General features: G+C 66.4%; 14 protein-coding genes and 4 pseudogenes. 10 read left to right on the top strand and 8 right to left on the bottom strand.

The features are described from left to right. Positions 1 to 57: 57 nt before the first annotated feature. Both OG698_RS00410 and OG698_RS00405 read right to left on the bottom strand, forming a co-directional pair. Positions 58 to 684: a helix-turn-helix domain-containing protein gene (locus tag OG698_RS00410; protein ID WP_406100683.1), complete on the bottom strand. Its 627-nt coding sequence runs from the start codon at positions 682 to 684 to the stop codon at positions 58 to 60. 291 nt (positions 685 to 975) lie between these two features. After that, positions 976 to 1731 (bottom strand): hypothetical protein, encoded by a 756-nt coding sequence (locus OG698_RS00405; RefSeq protein WP_406100682.1) that lies wholly within the window; start codon positions 1729 to 1731, stop codon positions 976 to 978. Positions 1732 to 2657: 926 nt separating this feature from the next. Between OG698_RS00405 and OG698_RS00400 the strand changes: the two genes are divergently transcribed. After that, a complete protein-coding gene (locus tag OG698_RS00400) occupies positions 2658 to 3764 on the top strand; it encodes an NAD(P)/FAD-dependent oxidoreductase (protein ID WP_406100681.1) in 1107 nt (368 codons plus the stop codon). Between the two features lie 201 nt (positions 3765 to 3965). Here OG698_RS00400 and OG698_RS00395 read toward each other — a convergent pair. Continuing rightward, positions 3966 to 4897: pseudogene (locus tag OG698_RS00395) on the bottom strand (IS5 family transposase). A 369-nt stretch (positions 4898 to 5266) separates the two neighbouring features. On the opposite strand from OG698_RS00395, the gene OG698_RS00390 reads away from it, so the two are divergent. Together OG698_RS00390 and OG698_RS00385 are read left to right on the top strand one after the other, a co-directional pair. Further along, the gene (locus tag OG698_RS00390) at positions 5267 to 5929 is read left to right on the top strand and encodes a hypothetical protein (protein ID WP_406100679.1); all 663 of its coding nucleotides are present in this window, start codon (positions 5267 to 5269) and stop codon (positions 5927 to 5929) included. Positions 5930 to 6081: 152 nt separating this feature from the next. Continuing rightward, the gene (locus OG698_RS00385) at positions 6082 to 6417 is read left to right on the top strand and encodes a hypothetical protein (protein WP_406100677.1); all 336 of its coding nucleotides are present in this window, start codon (positions 6082 to 6084) and stop codon (positions 6415 to 6417) included. 266 nt (positions 6418 to 6683) lie between these two features. On the opposite strand, the pseudogene OG698_RS00380 reads toward OG698_RS00385, so the two are convergent. Next, positions 6684 to 6938, bottom strand: a pseudogene (locus tag OG698_RS00380) (IS982 family transposase); the annotation flags it as partial. Between the two features lie 70 nt (positions 6939 to 7008). Between OG698_RS00380 and OG698_RS00375 the strand changes: the two are divergent. After that, the gene (locus tag OG698_RS00375; RefSeq protein WP_406100676.1) at positions 7009 to 7398 is read left to right on the top strand and encodes a hypothetical protein; all 390 of its coding nucleotides are present in this window, start codon (positions 7009 to 7011) and stop codon (positions 7396 to 7398) included. A gap of 111 nt (positions 7399 to 7509) precedes the next feature. Here OG698_RS00375 and OG698_RS00370 read toward each other — a convergent pair whose 3' ends face one another. After that, entirely contained in the window at positions 7510 to 7695 is a 186-nt protein-coding gene (locus OG698_RS00370; RefSeq protein ID WP_406100675.1) for a hypothetical protein, read from the bottom strand. Next, positions 7692 to 8369, bottom strand: coding sequence for a GGDEF domain-containing protein (locus OG698_RS00365; protein WP_406100674.1), 678 nt, complete (start codon positions 8367 to 8369; stop codon positions 7692 to 7694). Before OG698_RS00365 ends, OG698_RS00370 begins: the two co-directional genes overlap by 4 nt. A 656-nt stretch (positions 8370 to 9025) precedes the next feature. Between OG698_RS00365 and OG698_RS00360 the strand changes: the two genes are divergently transcribed. Then, a complete protein-coding gene (locus OG698_RS00360) occupies positions 9026 to 9604 on the top strand; it encodes a hypothetical protein (RefSeq protein WP_406100672.1) in 579 nt (192 codons plus the stop codon). Between the two features lie 10 nt (positions 9605 to 9614). Here OG698_RS00360 and OG698_RS00355 read toward each other — a convergent pair whose 3' ends face one another. Then, positions 9615 to 10052, bottom strand: coding sequence for a hypothetical protein (locus OG698_RS00355; protein WP_406100671.1), 438 nt, complete (start codon positions 10050 to 10052; stop codon positions 9615 to 9617). 125 nt (positions 10053 to 10177) lie between these two features. Between OG698_RS00355 and OG698_RS00350 the strand changes: the two genes are divergently transcribed. Together OG698_RS00350 and OG698_RS00345 are read left to right on the top strand one after the other, a co-directional pair. Beyond that, positions 10178 to 10354 carry a hypothetical protein gene (locus OG698_RS00350; RefSeq protein ID WP_406100669.1) on the top strand — a complete coding sequence of 59 codons (177 nt, stop codon included), beginning with the start codon at positions 10178 to 10180 and terminating at the stop codon, positions 10352 to 10354. Between the two features lies 1 nt (position 10355). Beyond that, positions 10356 to 10820 carry a hypothetical protein gene (locus OG698_RS00345; protein ID WP_406100668.1) on the top strand — a complete coding sequence of 155 codons (465 nt, stop codon included), beginning with the start codon at positions 10356 to 10358 and terminating at the stop codon, positions 10818 to 10820. Between the two features lie 58 nt (positions 10821 to 10878). On the opposite strand, the gene OG698_RS00340 is transcribed toward OG698_RS00345, so the two are convergent. Then, positions 10879 to 11376 carry an HAD family hydrolase gene (locus OG698_RS00340; protein WP_406100667.1) on the bottom strand — a complete coding sequence of 166 codons (498 nt, stop codon included), beginning with the start codon at positions 11374 to 11376 and terminating at the stop codon, positions 10879 to 10881. Positions 11377 to 11437: 61 nt separating this feature from the next. Between OG698_RS00340 and OG698_RS00335 the strand changes: the two are divergent. The 3 genes and pseudogenes from OG698_RS00335 to OG698_RS00325 all read left to right on the top strand — a co-directional run. Further along, positions 11438 to 12256, top strand: a pseudogene (locus OG698_RS00335) (IS5 family transposase); the annotation flags it as partial. A gap of 43 nt (positions 12257 to 12299) precedes the next feature. After that, a pseudogene (locus OG698_RS00330) lies at positions 12300 to 12950 on the top strand (tyrosine-type recombinase/integrase); the annotation flags it as partial. Positions 12951 to 13207: 257 nt separating this feature from the next. Continuing rightward, positions 13208 to 13867 carry a TetR/AcrR family transcriptional regulator gene (locus OG698_RS00325; protein WP_406100666.1) on the top strand — a complete coding sequence of 220 codons (660 nt, stop codon included), beginning with the start codon at positions 13208 to 13210 and terminating at the stop codon, positions 13865 to 13867. Positions 13868 to 13881: the final 14 nt, after the last annotated feature.

Here is a 13881-nt window from a genome sequence, read left to right as displayed (position 1 = left end):
ACTCCTGCCAGATGATCGGCTGCCAGGTCCGCTGCCGACCGGACTGCTTTCCGCAGGTCATGCATCGTGCCCTCCCGACGTGAGGTGGAGGTGGGAGTCGGCTGCCGGGGCCAGCGTCATAGCCAGGTAGTACACGCACTCGTCGGCAAAGTCGTTGGCGAATGCGTGCCGGCGGTTGCCGGGGAAATAGGCCGCGTCCCCGGCCTCAAGCCGGTAGGCCACGCCGTCGACGGTCAGGTGCAAACACCCGTGTTCCACTGCCACGTACTCGTGGGATCCCGGCGCGTGTGGGGAGAATTCTCCTGCGTCCATGCCCGGTTCCAGGGTGGTGCGCATGAACTCGAATTCGATGTCCGGCAGGACCGGGGAAAGGATCCGCCGTTCCCACCCGGCGGGGTCCCGTACCACGTGCTGCCGGTCAGCAGCCAGCACCATGACGTCGGGGCGGACCGGTTCGTCCAGGAGTCGAGCGATTGAGGTGCCCAGTGCGGTCGCCAGGCGATCGAGGACCAGCACGCTCGGTGTCTTGGCGCCGCGTTCCACCTCGGACACCATGCTCCGGCTCACGCCGCTGAGCTCGGCGAGCCGCTCCAGGCTGATACCACGGGCCCGTCGCTCGCCCCGGATCCTGGCCCCCAGCTCGGACATGGACAGACCGCTGGACAAGGTGATGCCGTCACTCATACCTCCACGATAGCGAAGGTGATCCACTATTGAGAAGGGGTGGGATCCGCGGCGCTCTGCCTTGTGCCGCTCGGACATACGAGTTGGTGCGGTGAGCTGTGGTGATGGGGTCCGGTCAGGCGGCGCGGGGGTACTCACCACCCATCACCCGCGCACAGCAGCGAACACCCACGAACGCCCATGGACTGTCGCCGCAGGTCACGAGCGCACTGATCCAAGGTCGACCGCCCGCCCAAGTTGCTTCGGGACGAAGAGGTCGTGGGTTCAAACCTTGCCTCCCCGACGCGGTTCTCAGCTGGAACAGTCGACGACCTGCCCAATGACGGAGAAGCGCTGCTCACACTCCGGGCAGGTCGCCTCACCGAAGGCATAAGTCAGGGCGCGCGCGACTTCCTCATGACCGTCGGCCAGGGCAAGGTCGTAGAGGCGTCGGCCGAGACCTTCCAGGGCGCGAGGATCGGCCGGATGGAGAGGGAAGGTCTCGATGTCGTCAGAGAGGGCGTAGTCCTCCGCCGCGCTGAAGAAGCCCCGCTCTCCGAAAATCACCCACAGCGACGCGCACCCGTCGGGATCGGGGCACTCGAGCTCGTATTCCTCGCTGACGACGCCCCAGACCAAGTCCTCCGCCCAGTGGATGTCACCCTCCAGGTTCAGGACCGCCTCAACCAGATAGCAGTAGTCGTTGCGGTCGGCGGTGACCTGCCGCCACCGGTGTGCGGCGCCCAGTAGGCGTGCAACTTCCGGCGCGTACTGGTGCCGCAGGTTCCGGGTCTCGGACCGCTGGTCGGCCTGGACGAGAAGTGCGCCAGCCAAGTGGAGGGCCGAAGGCGCCACGCCGGCTTTGTCGGCCTCCGCCATGTCGGCCAGCGTGTGCAGCACCAGCGGATGGGCGACGTCCAGAGAGCCGTTGTGGTAGAGCTCCGTCCAGAGGTCGCTCCAGGCCTGACTGTCCCGGCCCGTGGCGGCACGTTCCAGCAAGGCCTTCAGGCGGTCGGAATCAGCGTCGTCTGCGCGGGGAACAAGAGAACTCGTCGTCATCTCCGGCATCCAAGCAGACTGCCGCAAGCGCACTTTCGCCGACCTGTCGACTGCTGTGGATGTCGCCGGTCGGCATGTCCGGTGACGCTGGGCCGACTGACCGGGAGAGCCGTTGCAAGTCTGTCCGGTGCCAGAGCTGTTCCGCTGACATCCAACGTTGACATCAACGACCACGGACCGCGGTGGCTGCCGACAACCATATGTGGCGCCCGTGCGCACAGGGGGCCGCAATCACAGCGGGCTCGGATCGAACTCCTAAAGCGGGTGTCGCAGGTTCGAATCCTGCTGGGGGCACAAGCGATAAGGCCACTTACCGATCTTGGTAGGTGGCCTTTCACATCTGCTTCTGACATCAACGCGGGCGGTCACTGACGGCCAGGGCGCAGGCATCTCACCAGCAGGCCATTGACCTGTTCTTCAGCCTGTTCGATGAGTACCGAGCCGAGCACGACCAGACAGCGCGGTGGAACTTTCCCTACTTCATCAAGCACCCGGCTGCGCTCCGCTCCGCCGGGCGGGCTCCCGGCTCCGCTCGGGGCGCCGCTCCTGCCTTCGGCCCGTTCCGCCCAGGCTGCGCCGACGCCCGCCCACGTGTGGATAGGGCCGGAGGTCATGAGTCGAGCGCCCGACCTACGCGGCCCACGGTCACAGAGGATGCCTCCGGCGGGGGATCGGCCGGCACCGGGGTGGAGGGGGCGCCGTTCCCGGCCGCGGGCACATCGTGGCGAGCGTTGGGGGCTCCCATCCCGTCCACCATCGACCCAGGCAGAGCCGAGCAGACGCGGCCCATGGCGTCCAGGTCGTTCGTACAGTGGCGCGCTCCACCTGGACGCCATGAACCACGCCCGCTCCACGGTGTGTGGGTCGACGGCGGGCGGGATGGGAGCAGGGGTGAGTGCTGGGTTGCGGCGCACTGGGAGGGGAAGGAGGTGTTCGTGAAGCCTGAATACGTTGCTGTCGTCGGAGTGGGCATCCTCGGAGCCAGCGTGGGCTGGAACCTGTCCCGGCGCGGCGTCAAAGTGGTCTTCATCGACGCAGGCCAGCCAGGTGAAGGAGTCACCAACTGGTCTTTCTCGTGGGCCAATGCCAGCAACAAGACAGTGCGCAAGTCCTACTTCGACCTGAACGTCGCGGGTATGGAAGCGCACCGTGAGCTTGCCCGGACTATTGGGCCAGACTCCTGGTGGTATCCCAGCGGTCACCTGCGCTGGGCAGACGATCCCGCAGCAGAGAGACAGCTCCTGAAAACAGCGGAGCTGCTGGCTAGCTGGAACTACGAGGTCGAGGTGTGTACAGGGGGCGAGGTGCGCCGTCGCCTCGAACCTGCTCTCACGGTGCCCGACGACGTTCCCGTAGTGTTCTACCCCGACGAAGCCTGGGTGCACGGACGTAATCTCGTCAGCCGCCTGGTAGATCAGGCCGTCGCATCCGGCGCCGAACACCGATTCGGCACCACAGTCCGTGAAATCGCCATCGGTGCCGACAGGAGCATCCAGTCAGTTGCTCTGTCCGACGGGAGTTGTCTCAATGTCAACATCGTCGTGAACGCAGCGGGCCCCAACGCTGCCGACGTCGCCGGGCTCGTCTCACGGCAATTGCCGATGCGTCGGGAACCCGGCGTCGTCACCCGGATTGGCTGTGCTCAGGTCCCGGTCCGCCGGGCCATGCACGCGCCTCACGTTGAGATCCGTCCTGACGGGGACTCTTCGGTGGTCCTCCACAGCCGCGAGATCGACGCACTCATCGACACAGGCGAAGATCCGTCGGAACTCGCACGATTGCTCCACGAATCGGCGCGGCACGTCGTTCCTGGGCTCAGCGGCGGTCGCATCGCGCAGACACGGGTGGCCAACCGACCAATCCCGGCCGACGGATTCCCCTCGGTGGGAGCAGTGCCGTCTGTGCCGGGCTACTACGAAGCCGTTTCCCACAGCGGCATCACACTCGGGCCGGTAATCGGCCGACTGCTTGCTTCGGAGATCCTCAGCGGGAAGAGAGACGAGATGCTTGCGGACTTCCACCCGGAGCGGTTCGCCCCGTGACAGTCCGGGCGAGGGCCACCAACCGCGACGGTGGCCGGCCCGCGAGTGGGCAGACCCGTGCCACAACCGTGCCAGAACAAGCGGGGAACCGCGGGGAACGGCAGGCGCCAAGAGGGCGCGACCCCCACGTCCACCGGAGTGCTCCATCCCCAGGTCAACCGGAGGAGCGTCCAACCTCGCTCCTAGGGTCTGTTTCTCGGATCAGGTGCGGAGCCAGATGACGAGGGTCGCGAGGGTGACGGTGCCGAGGTAGATGTAGGCACGTTTCTCGTAGCGGGTGGCGACGGCACGGAAGCCCTTGAGCCGGTTGATGGCGCGTTCGACAGTGTTGCGCTTCTTGTAGTGCTCGCTGTCGAACCCGGTGGGACGGCCGCCTCGGGAGCCACGATTGTGTCGGTGTCTTTGCTGGTCGTGGCGCTCGGGGATGGTGTGCCGAATTCCGCGTCGCCGCAGATAGCGGCGATTCTTGCGGGACGTGTAGGCCTTGTCGGCCAACACACTGTCGGGCCGGGTGCGAGGTCGACCAACTCCGGCGCGTGGCACGGAGATCTGCTGCAGGATGTGCTCGAACTTCGGGCCGTCACCGTAGTGGCCGGGTGTCAGGACGAGGGCGAGGGGCCGGCATCGCCCGTCGGCTGCGAGGTGGATTTTGGTCGTGAAGCCGCCGCGGGAACGTCCCAGGCATTCGCCGATCTGACCACCTCCTCCAGCCGGACGATGAGTTTCCGGAGCACTGGATCGGCCCGGTTCGCCCCCTGGACTGCCCCCTTTTGAGGCGGTGTGGTGGGCGAGTCTTTCCTGGCGCCGGCGGCATGCTGGTGAGCCCGCACCGCTGTTGAGTCCACCGACACGTCCCAGTCGATCCCGCCCCTGGCATCTTCGGCAGCCTGGACCTTCGACAGCAGCATCTGCCACGTTCCATCCGCCGACCAGCGGCGATGCCGTTTGTAGACCGTCTCCCAAGGCCCGAACCGCTCCGGCAGATCCCGCCACTGCACCCCCGTCCGCACCCGGTACAACACCCCGTTGATCACCCGACGGTGATCACTCCACCGGCCCCCACGCGTCCCACCAACCGGTAAGAACGACTCCAGTCGATCCCACTCCGCATTCGTCAGATCTCCACGGCCCATACAGCCAGCCTGCCCCCAACACCCCGCTCACGTAAGGAGATCCGGGAAACAGTGCCTAGTTGTTTCTTGCTGTCGCGAGACTCTTCCCGTCGAGCTATCGACCACCTGAGTCCGGGCGACAGGGTGTACGCGAGGGGATAAGTGCAGGATTGAACTTTCCTTGAGTCGGCATCACGGGTGCCGAAAGTGTCCAGAATGGAGATATTGGCGTCGCGTAAATTCCGCATACCCATAACCGGAAGCTCACGTTCTCCTCAGAATCTTCATGGGGATCTTGTTCTGTTGGTGCGTTCCCCTGCAAGATCAGGGCCTGCGATCGGGGGATTGCCGCACACAGCCCCCTTCTCGCCCAACTAGAGGGGGATCTTTATGCGCATTTCACGAGCAGCGTCGCTGCTGGTTGCACCGACCCTGGCGATAGCGGTGCTGGGCACGGCTAACCCGGCCTTCGCGGAGGACCCGACTCCTGCCCCGACCGAGGCAGTGCAGACGGTGCCTCCCGCGGACCCCGAGGAGGGCGACCTCGTTGAAGGGGGTGGCAGCGAGGTCGAGACGCCGCCGACGGAGGCCCCTCCGAAGGACCCGCAGGTTCCTCCGAGGGAGCCGTGCGAGCCGGGATATCTGTGGGAGTCCACGGCGAAGCACAAGAAGTACCACAAGGGCGTGGGCCCCACGCAGTCCAACTACAACGGCACCTCGCGTACGGCCAAATCGGAGTTCACCTCCGAAGTGACGGGTGAGGTAGGCATCGCTGTCAGCGGCACACTGAAGGCGAAAGCCGGTGTTGCGGTGGCCGAGATCGAGCAGGAGTACAGCGTCCAGCTCTCCGCGAAGCTCACCGCCAAGATGGGTAACAAGATCACGGTCGACACGCCCTCCAAGTACAGCACCAACGCCAAGTACGGGGTCTACCGGCTGAAGACCGATGGCTACAGCCAGTGGGTCTACGCCAACTGCACCAAGGGGGTTAAGCACAGCGCGACGCTGTACACACCCAACCGCGTCGGCTGGTACATCTGGGAGACCCACTAATGCCCCGGCGGCTCCTCGCGAGGCTGGCCCTTCTGCCTGCAGTCATGCTGCCGCTCGTAGTTGCCTGCTCGCCCGACCACGCAGCCTCCGGTAGAGCCTCCAAACCGGCTGCCCCCAGCAAGTCCGCATCCGCCACCCCCGCACAGGAGTCAGTGAAGTCCCCGCCCGAGTTGGACGGGACCGAGACTGTCGCCGGCCGCCAAAGCGGGACTCGTGGAGGACGGACCCTCGAGTACCGCAAGGGCGAGAAGGGGCAAGACCTCATCATTGCCGTGCGATGCCGAGGCAAGGGGGAGATCAAGGTCTCCCTGAATCCGGTGAAGGTCAGCTTCCCACTAAAGTGTGTCGGTGGTGAAGTCACCACCACCTACAACCAGGTTGGCGTCGCCGGAGTGGAGAAAAAGGGCACGGTCTCGGTCCAAGCACCGTCAACGGTGCGCTGGTCAATGACAATTGGCCGCGGTGAGCCGCCGGAAGGCACGGGGTAGGGCAGCCTGCCCCGCCCGAGTAAGAACTCCTAGCGAAATGATCTTTGCAGTGGTTGGATCACCCCACGACTGCCGACCTGGGGGTGCGTGGTGTCCGACTTCACGTTCTTCGTCACGCCGGCGATCACGCTCCTCCTCTACACCGGGCTCCGCAGCTGAGTTGTGCTCCGTCGTCGCCATGAAGTCGAGCCCGGCAGCGCGCGCCCGAACGGCCAACTCTCCGTCCAGTCGTCCGGGCTCGCTGGCCGCCAGCCCGGACGCCCGGTCTTGTTGTAGCCGGGCTGCTGGGGCAGGTAGGGGAAGAGGTGGCGCAGGTGGGCACGGGCATGGCGGAGCCATTTGGCCTCGGAGGTGTAGCCGAGTATGGCCTGCATCGTGGCGAGGGTGACCAGTTCGGCATCGCTCAGGCGGGGCGTAATGCCGACCGGCGGGTGCCATGGCGCCAGGTCGGGATGCTCCTTCAGCATGTCGTCGGTCGTCGCATAGAGTGCTGTCGCGAGGGTGTCCACGTCGTTCGTCACAAAACGATCTTGGACACCCTCGTTCTCGTCTCCGCAGGCACCCCTTGGAGCACACCACCAGGAGGAACCAGTGTCATACCCGCAACTGCTCACCCCCGAGGAGAAGCTCGCCGACGCGAAGAAGCTGTTGAGCCTGCCGCGTATCGTCGTGATCTGCGGCTCCACCCGCTTCATGACCGAGATGAACGAGGCCGATCTGCGGGAGACCAAAGCCGGAAAGATTGTCGTCAAACCGGGCTGTGACATGAAGTCGCCGCACGAACTTTGGTCCGATCCTGTCGAGGCCGAGGCGCTGAAGGTTCGACTTGACGATCTGCACCGGGCGAAGATTCGGCTCGCTGATGAGGTGCTCGTAGTCGGCGACTACATCGGAGACAGCACCCGAGCCGAAATCGCCTACGCCCGGTCGCTGGGCAAGCTCGTGCGGTTCACGCACCCCGAAGTCGACCCTGACGCCTGATCGCCCGCTGCCACCTCGACAACCAGGGCCGGCAGCCCGCCGCCTGACCGTCTCGCGGTGGCTTTGGCCGCCGCCCACCCCACACCCTCCGCAGGCATCCCTTGGAATTGATCATCTAGCGGGTACGCAGGGCGGGCGCTCCAGCTTCTGCCCGGCGTGGATCAGGACCGAGCCCGGCCACGACCAGGGCCGGGGCCTGTTTTCCAGGTTCTTCCCGGCGAGGATGCAGGTGGCATAGAGCTGGTGAATCGTGAGGCCGCGGATCCAGTCGTCCTCGGGCAGGGTGGCGGTGCTCATGCGGTTCGCCCCCTGATTCCGGTTCCGGGGCGGCCGGCGCGGCGCCCGTTGATGGACGTGTGCGTTGCGTGCCGGGCGTCGGCGAGGACTGCGTGGCCGGAGTGCTTGCCGTCGTACAGGGCAGCGTCGGCGGCCTGCTGGAGCACGGACAGGTCGCGGGTGTTGAGGACGTCGGGCGTCGCTGCGCCGACGGAGGCGGCGACGTCGACGGTCTGTCCGTAGTCCAGGTGCACCGGCGTGTGCAGCATCCTCATGAGCTGTGCGAGGCGGTCCTCGCGGCGGCCGCGGGGCGCCTCGAGGGCGATCGCGAACTCATCGCTCCCGAGGCGGCCGATGGCGGCGTGCGGGCCCGCCCAGGCGGTGAGCCGGGCTGCGGTCGCCGCGAGGACGGTGTCACCGGCCGCGTGGCCGAAGGTGTCGTTGATGGCCTTGAAGTGGTCCTGGTCGACCAGGACGACGGCTGTGTCGTCGCCGTGGCGGCGTAGGACCTGCCGGGCCTCGGTGGTGTACGCGTCGCGGCGCAGCAGCCCGGTGAGGGGGTCGCGGCGGCTCGCGGCCAGGCGCTGGTGGAGCGTCACGGCGTGGACGGTCCAGCCGGCCAACGGCACGGCTGCGGTGGTCAGTAAGAGTGCGCGCTGCCCGATCCGGGTCTGTACGCGCGGGACGGAGTCCATACTGGGGTCTCCCTGTCTCGTCTCGTACGGGGTGGGTAGGCCCGGGGTGGCCGACTGGTTTTCCGGCCTTTGGCGGCCGTCCCGGGGCGTAGCTACAGCTCGGTGTCGGTGACGCGGGGCCAGGTGAAGGGCTCGCCCCAGCGGCCGGCTTCCGCCGCCGTCCAGTCGAGTTCCCAGCCAGGGCGCAGTCCGCGTGCTCCCCAGCGAGGCGATGCCGACTGAGGAGGGAACGCGCTTCAGCGGGTGCGGGTGTTCACTGGGTGGTCGCCTTGGTGGTGGCGATGAGGGCGACGACGGTCTCCCAGCCGTGGTGCCAGGAGTGGTCTGTTGACTGCACCAAGTTGGGATCCGCTGCTGCCCCGGCTGGACGACCTGGCCGCCCGCCGTCAGCACGTGACCGCCCAGGGCTGGAAGGCCGAGGTCGAAGGCATCGAGCTGACCCTGACGTTCCTGCGCTCCAAGCGGTCCCAGGTTCACCTGTCGCGGCAGCTGCCTCCGGGAACCTGGGCACTCTGTCCCTCACGGCCGTCTCACAACAGAGTGATTAGCAGCGCGGACACCAGTAGGGCGATCGGCGAGATATACGCCATTCACCCCGGACGCTTACAGAAGCGTGATGCTGGGAGGGCTGTGCTCTGGCGTGCCATAGTCTTCTGGTGGCCGATACATCAGCGATCTACGCCCTCATCAGCGGACTCGGCGGTGCAGCACTAGGGGCCGGAGCCACGGTCTACGTCTCGATCCGCCAGTTCCGCCGCGAGATAGCGGAACGGGATAAAGAGCGCAGCAGGTTGCAAGCACGAGAAGAGATAGTCCGGCTGACATCACTGCGCTTTGCCGGACGGGCGTGGCTGGACGTTGTCCTTCGAGCGAAGCAGAACCTGGACGCGGGGGTGGCTGTCGATCTTGAGAAGTTTGACCAGGACGTCAAGGAAGCAGGTGGAGCGGCAGCCCAGCAAGGCTACCGCGTAGTACTCCCCGATCCTTCCGTCGAAGGACTAGCGGCAGAGATCTCCGATGGCCTCAGCGATCTGTCCTGGTACTTGCGGCGCGAAATTATTAGAACTGCCGAGGGTGGGGAACCGAACCGCTTCAACACCCTCGGCATCTTGAGCACTGAGCTCGGGCGCCTGATTCAACGCCGGGCAGACCTCAATGCGAAGCTCATCGAGCGGATCGAAGAACTGGCACTCGACGCTGGCGCCGCCATTGACCAGGCCAGACCCGAGGCGTGATCGACTGCGATCACAGCATCGCCGCTGCCCGAGACTTGGTGCAGAGAATGTCGAGGTGGAAGGCGCCGTTCATGCCGAAGTCGGCCAGGCGGTAGAAGTTCTCCTTGCCGGTCTTGATGGCGAGCTTCTCCAGGACGCCGTCGCCCGGCACCCTGCGGTCTGCGATGTAGTGCGTGCCGAAAGACAGAGCGAGCACGGCTGCTCCGGCGGCGGGGTGAAGCCGGATGCCCAGCGCGCGGGCCCCGAGTCCGACGACGATCGCCTGCGTGGCCGTGTACGTGAGGCAGTGGTGAAGGCACGCCTTCTGGCCGTCGGCCGTGCCGTGCGTGGTCTTCTCCTTGGTCTGCGGGTCCTCGTAGGTGACGGGGGAGTTGTCGGAGGCGCCCTTCACTCGGGCACAGAAGTCGTTCTGGACCCAGATTGTCGCTGCTTTCTTGGCGTGTCTCACATCCCTCAACTCCCGTTGATTGGTCGTGGGGTTAGCAGTTGATGAAGGTCGCGTCACGGGCCTACCGTCCCGGCGCATGTTGGTGCACTTCTTCTCTGCCGAGGGCTGGCAGTCCTGGGGGCTCGATGGCCACCCACCACCTCGTTCACCGTTCGGTCTGGCAGACCGCAGCCGACAACGGCGCCGTCCTGCTGGCCAGCCCTCGCATCTCACCCGCGGAGAAGGACCGGATGCGGGCCGAGCATGAGCGGTCCATGCGGGTTCTCGAAGAGATCGACACGGCAGCCGGAAAGGCCGGATGACATGGCATTTAGCCACCAGCAGCGAGACCAAGTCGAGCGACGCATCCGCGCGGCCATCGACCGGCTCCTGGCCGGGCAGATCCCGCCCAACGGCGCCTGCGACGCCAAGACACTCGCCCGTGAAGCTGGCATCTCCCGCGCGTCCCTCTACCGGACCTGGGGCCATCTGAAGGACGAGTTCGAGAAACGGCGGGCAGCCGCCTGGGCAGCAGGCCTGCAACCCGACCCACGCGAGGCCCGCATCGCCCGGCTGCGGGACCTCAACCAGCGGCTCACCGGCAAACTCGCCCGCACCCACACCGAACTCACCCAGCTCAAGGAGCGCCACCGGCATCTGCTGTCGGCCCTGGCAGCCAAGGACGACGAGGTCCAGCGTCTGCGCCGCCAGCTGAGTACGTTCGCTGCGGTCCCGGATCAACGGCAGGGGGACGACACCAAGGGCGTCGTCCCCCTGCCCCGCCGCTGATGTCACACCAAACTGAGCCCATCAAATGGCAGGGCCCACCGACCTCGGTTCGACCATGTCAAAGGAGCTGGAGCACTGCCGCCAGGGCGTTTGGGCGCCGGTCCACGGGCAAGTGATCGACCAGGTGGACTTGGCAACCAAGAGCGACGGCACCGGAGTCCGCAACGCGTTCGTCGCCAACCATGAGAGCCTCGTCGGGCGCCACCCCGAGTTTGTCGCAGGCCGCCTGGAAGATCCGGGGATCCGGCTTCTTCACGCCGTACTCGAAGGAGAGGAAGTAGGCGTCGACGAGGTGATCGACACCGTGGTCGCGGAAGACAGGACGCATGTCCCAGCCGATATTGCTGACGACGGCGACCGGGACGCCTCGCATACGCAGGGCACTGAGAGTGTCCTCGGTATCGGGATAAGGTCTCCAGGCTGCGGACAGCTGAGAACGGCCATACAGGGCCTCGGCCAGGTCATCGGATGGCAACGACGCTTCCCGGGCCAGGGCGGTGAAGGCAGCCCGGTGAGCCTCAGTGCTCAGATCGCGCTCCTTCCACAGCTCCTCCAAGTGAGTCGGCAGTCGATGAGGAGGGGTCCCTCCGGGCAAAGCCCCTGCCTCTTCCAGTCGTCCAGCGCACGCCGCGAGTTCGTCCTCGGTAACGGCCAGGCCGGTCCTGACCGCCTGGCGGTCCGAACGCCGCGGCCGCGGACTGGACATCGGCCGGCCTCCCGACCACGACCTGCGCAGTCTGCTGGACGCGGTCCTCTACGTGAACCGCACCGGGATCCCCTGGCGCTACCTGCCACACGACTATCCGCACTGGAACACCGTCTATGCCTACTTCGCGCGCTGGCAGGAAGAGGGTGTCTTCGACCAGCTCAATAGCCTCCTGCGTCGGCAAGTCCGCAGGCAGGAAGGCCGGGAGGACGAACCGACCGCATGTGTCATCGACTCCCAGAGCATCAAAACCTCCACCAATGTTCCCGCCTGCGAGCAGGGCATCGACGCGGGCAAGAAGATTGTGGGCCGCAAGCGGAGCATCGTCATCGACACCGTCGGACTCCTCCTAGGAGTCCTCGTCACCGCGGCCAGCGTGCAGGACTCCATCGCCGGCCAGACGCTCATCGAACGGGTCGCCACCGAACATCCCACCGTCCGCAAGACCTGGGTCGACGGCGGCTACCGCCAGCACCTCGTCGAACACGCCGCCACTCTCGGCATCGACATGCACATCGTCCGCCGCGACCCCGCCACCAAGGGATTTGCCGTCCTGCCCCGCCGTTGGACCGTCGAGAGAACCTTGGGCTGGCTCATGAACCACCGACGCCTCGCCCGCGACTACGAAGCCCACCCGCACCGCTCCGAAGCCATAATCCACCTCGCAATGATCAACCTCATGACCCGCAGACTCACCGCCGAATCCACCCCCAGCTGGCGCGGCACCTGAACCGCCTTCAACCCGGCAACCCGGGATGAAACAACGGGAGAAAACGCCCTCTGAGACCCCGGCCCGCTCGAAGATGGCCATCGACCGGCTGATCGCCCGCCGCAATGTCCATCTCCGGGAGAAGACCCTGTGGCGGATGCTCTACGAAACGGTCGCGCGGTCGGAGGAGATCCTCGGAGTCAACATCGAGGAGTTGGACCTCGCCGGGCGCCGGGCCCCGGTGAAGGCCAAGGGCGCCCGGCCGCGCACCCGGCGCCGCGGCGCGATGCACGAGGACTTCGTGCTGGAGACCGTGTACTGGGACGCGGGCACCGCCCGGCTGCTGCCCCGCCTGCTCAAGGGCCGTACGCGCGGGCCGGTGTTCGTCACCCACCGCAGGCCGGGCCCAGGCAAGGTCCTCGCGCCGCGCGACGTGTGCCCGGACACCGGGCTGGTCCGGCTGTCGTACGGGCAGGCCCGTATGTTGCTGGACGAGCACACCGCCCTCGGCGGCAAAAGTGGCACGGGTTGGGATCTGCACGAGTGGCGGCATTCCGGGCTCACGCACCTCGGCGAGGCGGGGGCGAGCCTGCTGATGCTGATGGCGAAGTCCCGGCACAAGAAGCCCGAGAACGTACGGAAGTACTTCCATCCCTCCCCGGAGGCGATCGCCGAAGTCACCAGCCTGCTCGCGCCGGGTGACAGCAGGCGCTGATCCGGGGCGGCCGCTGGCGGAGCTTGGATCGTGTGGTGGCTGCCGATGTGGATGTCGAGTGCGCCCAACCGGAAGTCGCAGTGCTTCCTTCGGCCAGGCGGGGCTGAGGCGAGCGTGAGGGTAGCCGTCCGGACCGCAGACCATGGCGAACGGCCGGTTGTGTGCATGCCGAAGGTGCAGGTGTGATGCCGCGGCGTGGCGGCTGTGAGCATCCATTGATTTGTACATCTGTTCTTAAGGCTTGTACGTTTGTACGCATGCTGCACATCGAACCGCCGTCGGCGGAGCCTCCCGAAGGTGAAACGGCCAAGGAAGCGGTCGGCGGTGAGCGCCGGACCTCCGGTGGATCGGGTGGTGGGCGGCGGACCCGTCGCAACGACCCCGGCCGGAAGACGCACATCCTGGACGCCACTCTCGACGTCATTGCGGATCATGGGGTGGCCGGGACGACGCATCGGCACATCGCTGCCCGGGCCGGCGTGCCGCTCGGGTCGATCACCTATCACTTCGCCAGCTTGACCGATCTCCAGACGCAGGCGTTCGCCCGGCATGTCGAGCTGCAGTCCGCGGTGTTCGAGAATTTGTTCCAGAGCGTCGAGACGCACGAGCAATTCGTGGAGGTCCTGGTCGATCTCGTCCACGGTGGTCCTGCCAGGCACCGCAGTGCGGTCCTCGGATTCGAGCTGCACCTGGCGGCGCTCCGCAACCCCGGACTGCGAGCCCTGACGCAGGAATGGACGGCGGACAGCCGCACTGTTCTGGCCCGTTTCACCGGCCCGGACAGCGCCGCCCGCCTGGACGCCCTGCTTGAGGGAATGATCATGCATGCTCTGCTCACAACCGCGCCGGAGTCGCGCGAGAGGACGCGGGACGCGATCGACCAGACTCTCGGCCCAGCCGGCCGGCCGGGATCGTGACCAGAGCGTCTGCA

Source organism: Streptomyces sp. NBC_01003 (genome assembly GCF_045162695.1).
In the GTDB taxonomy this organism is placed as follows: domain Bacteria; phylum Actinomycetota; class Actinomycetes; order Streptomycetales; family Streptomycetaceae; genus Streptomyces.
This window is presented reverse-complemented; position numbering and strand designations above follow the sequence as displayed.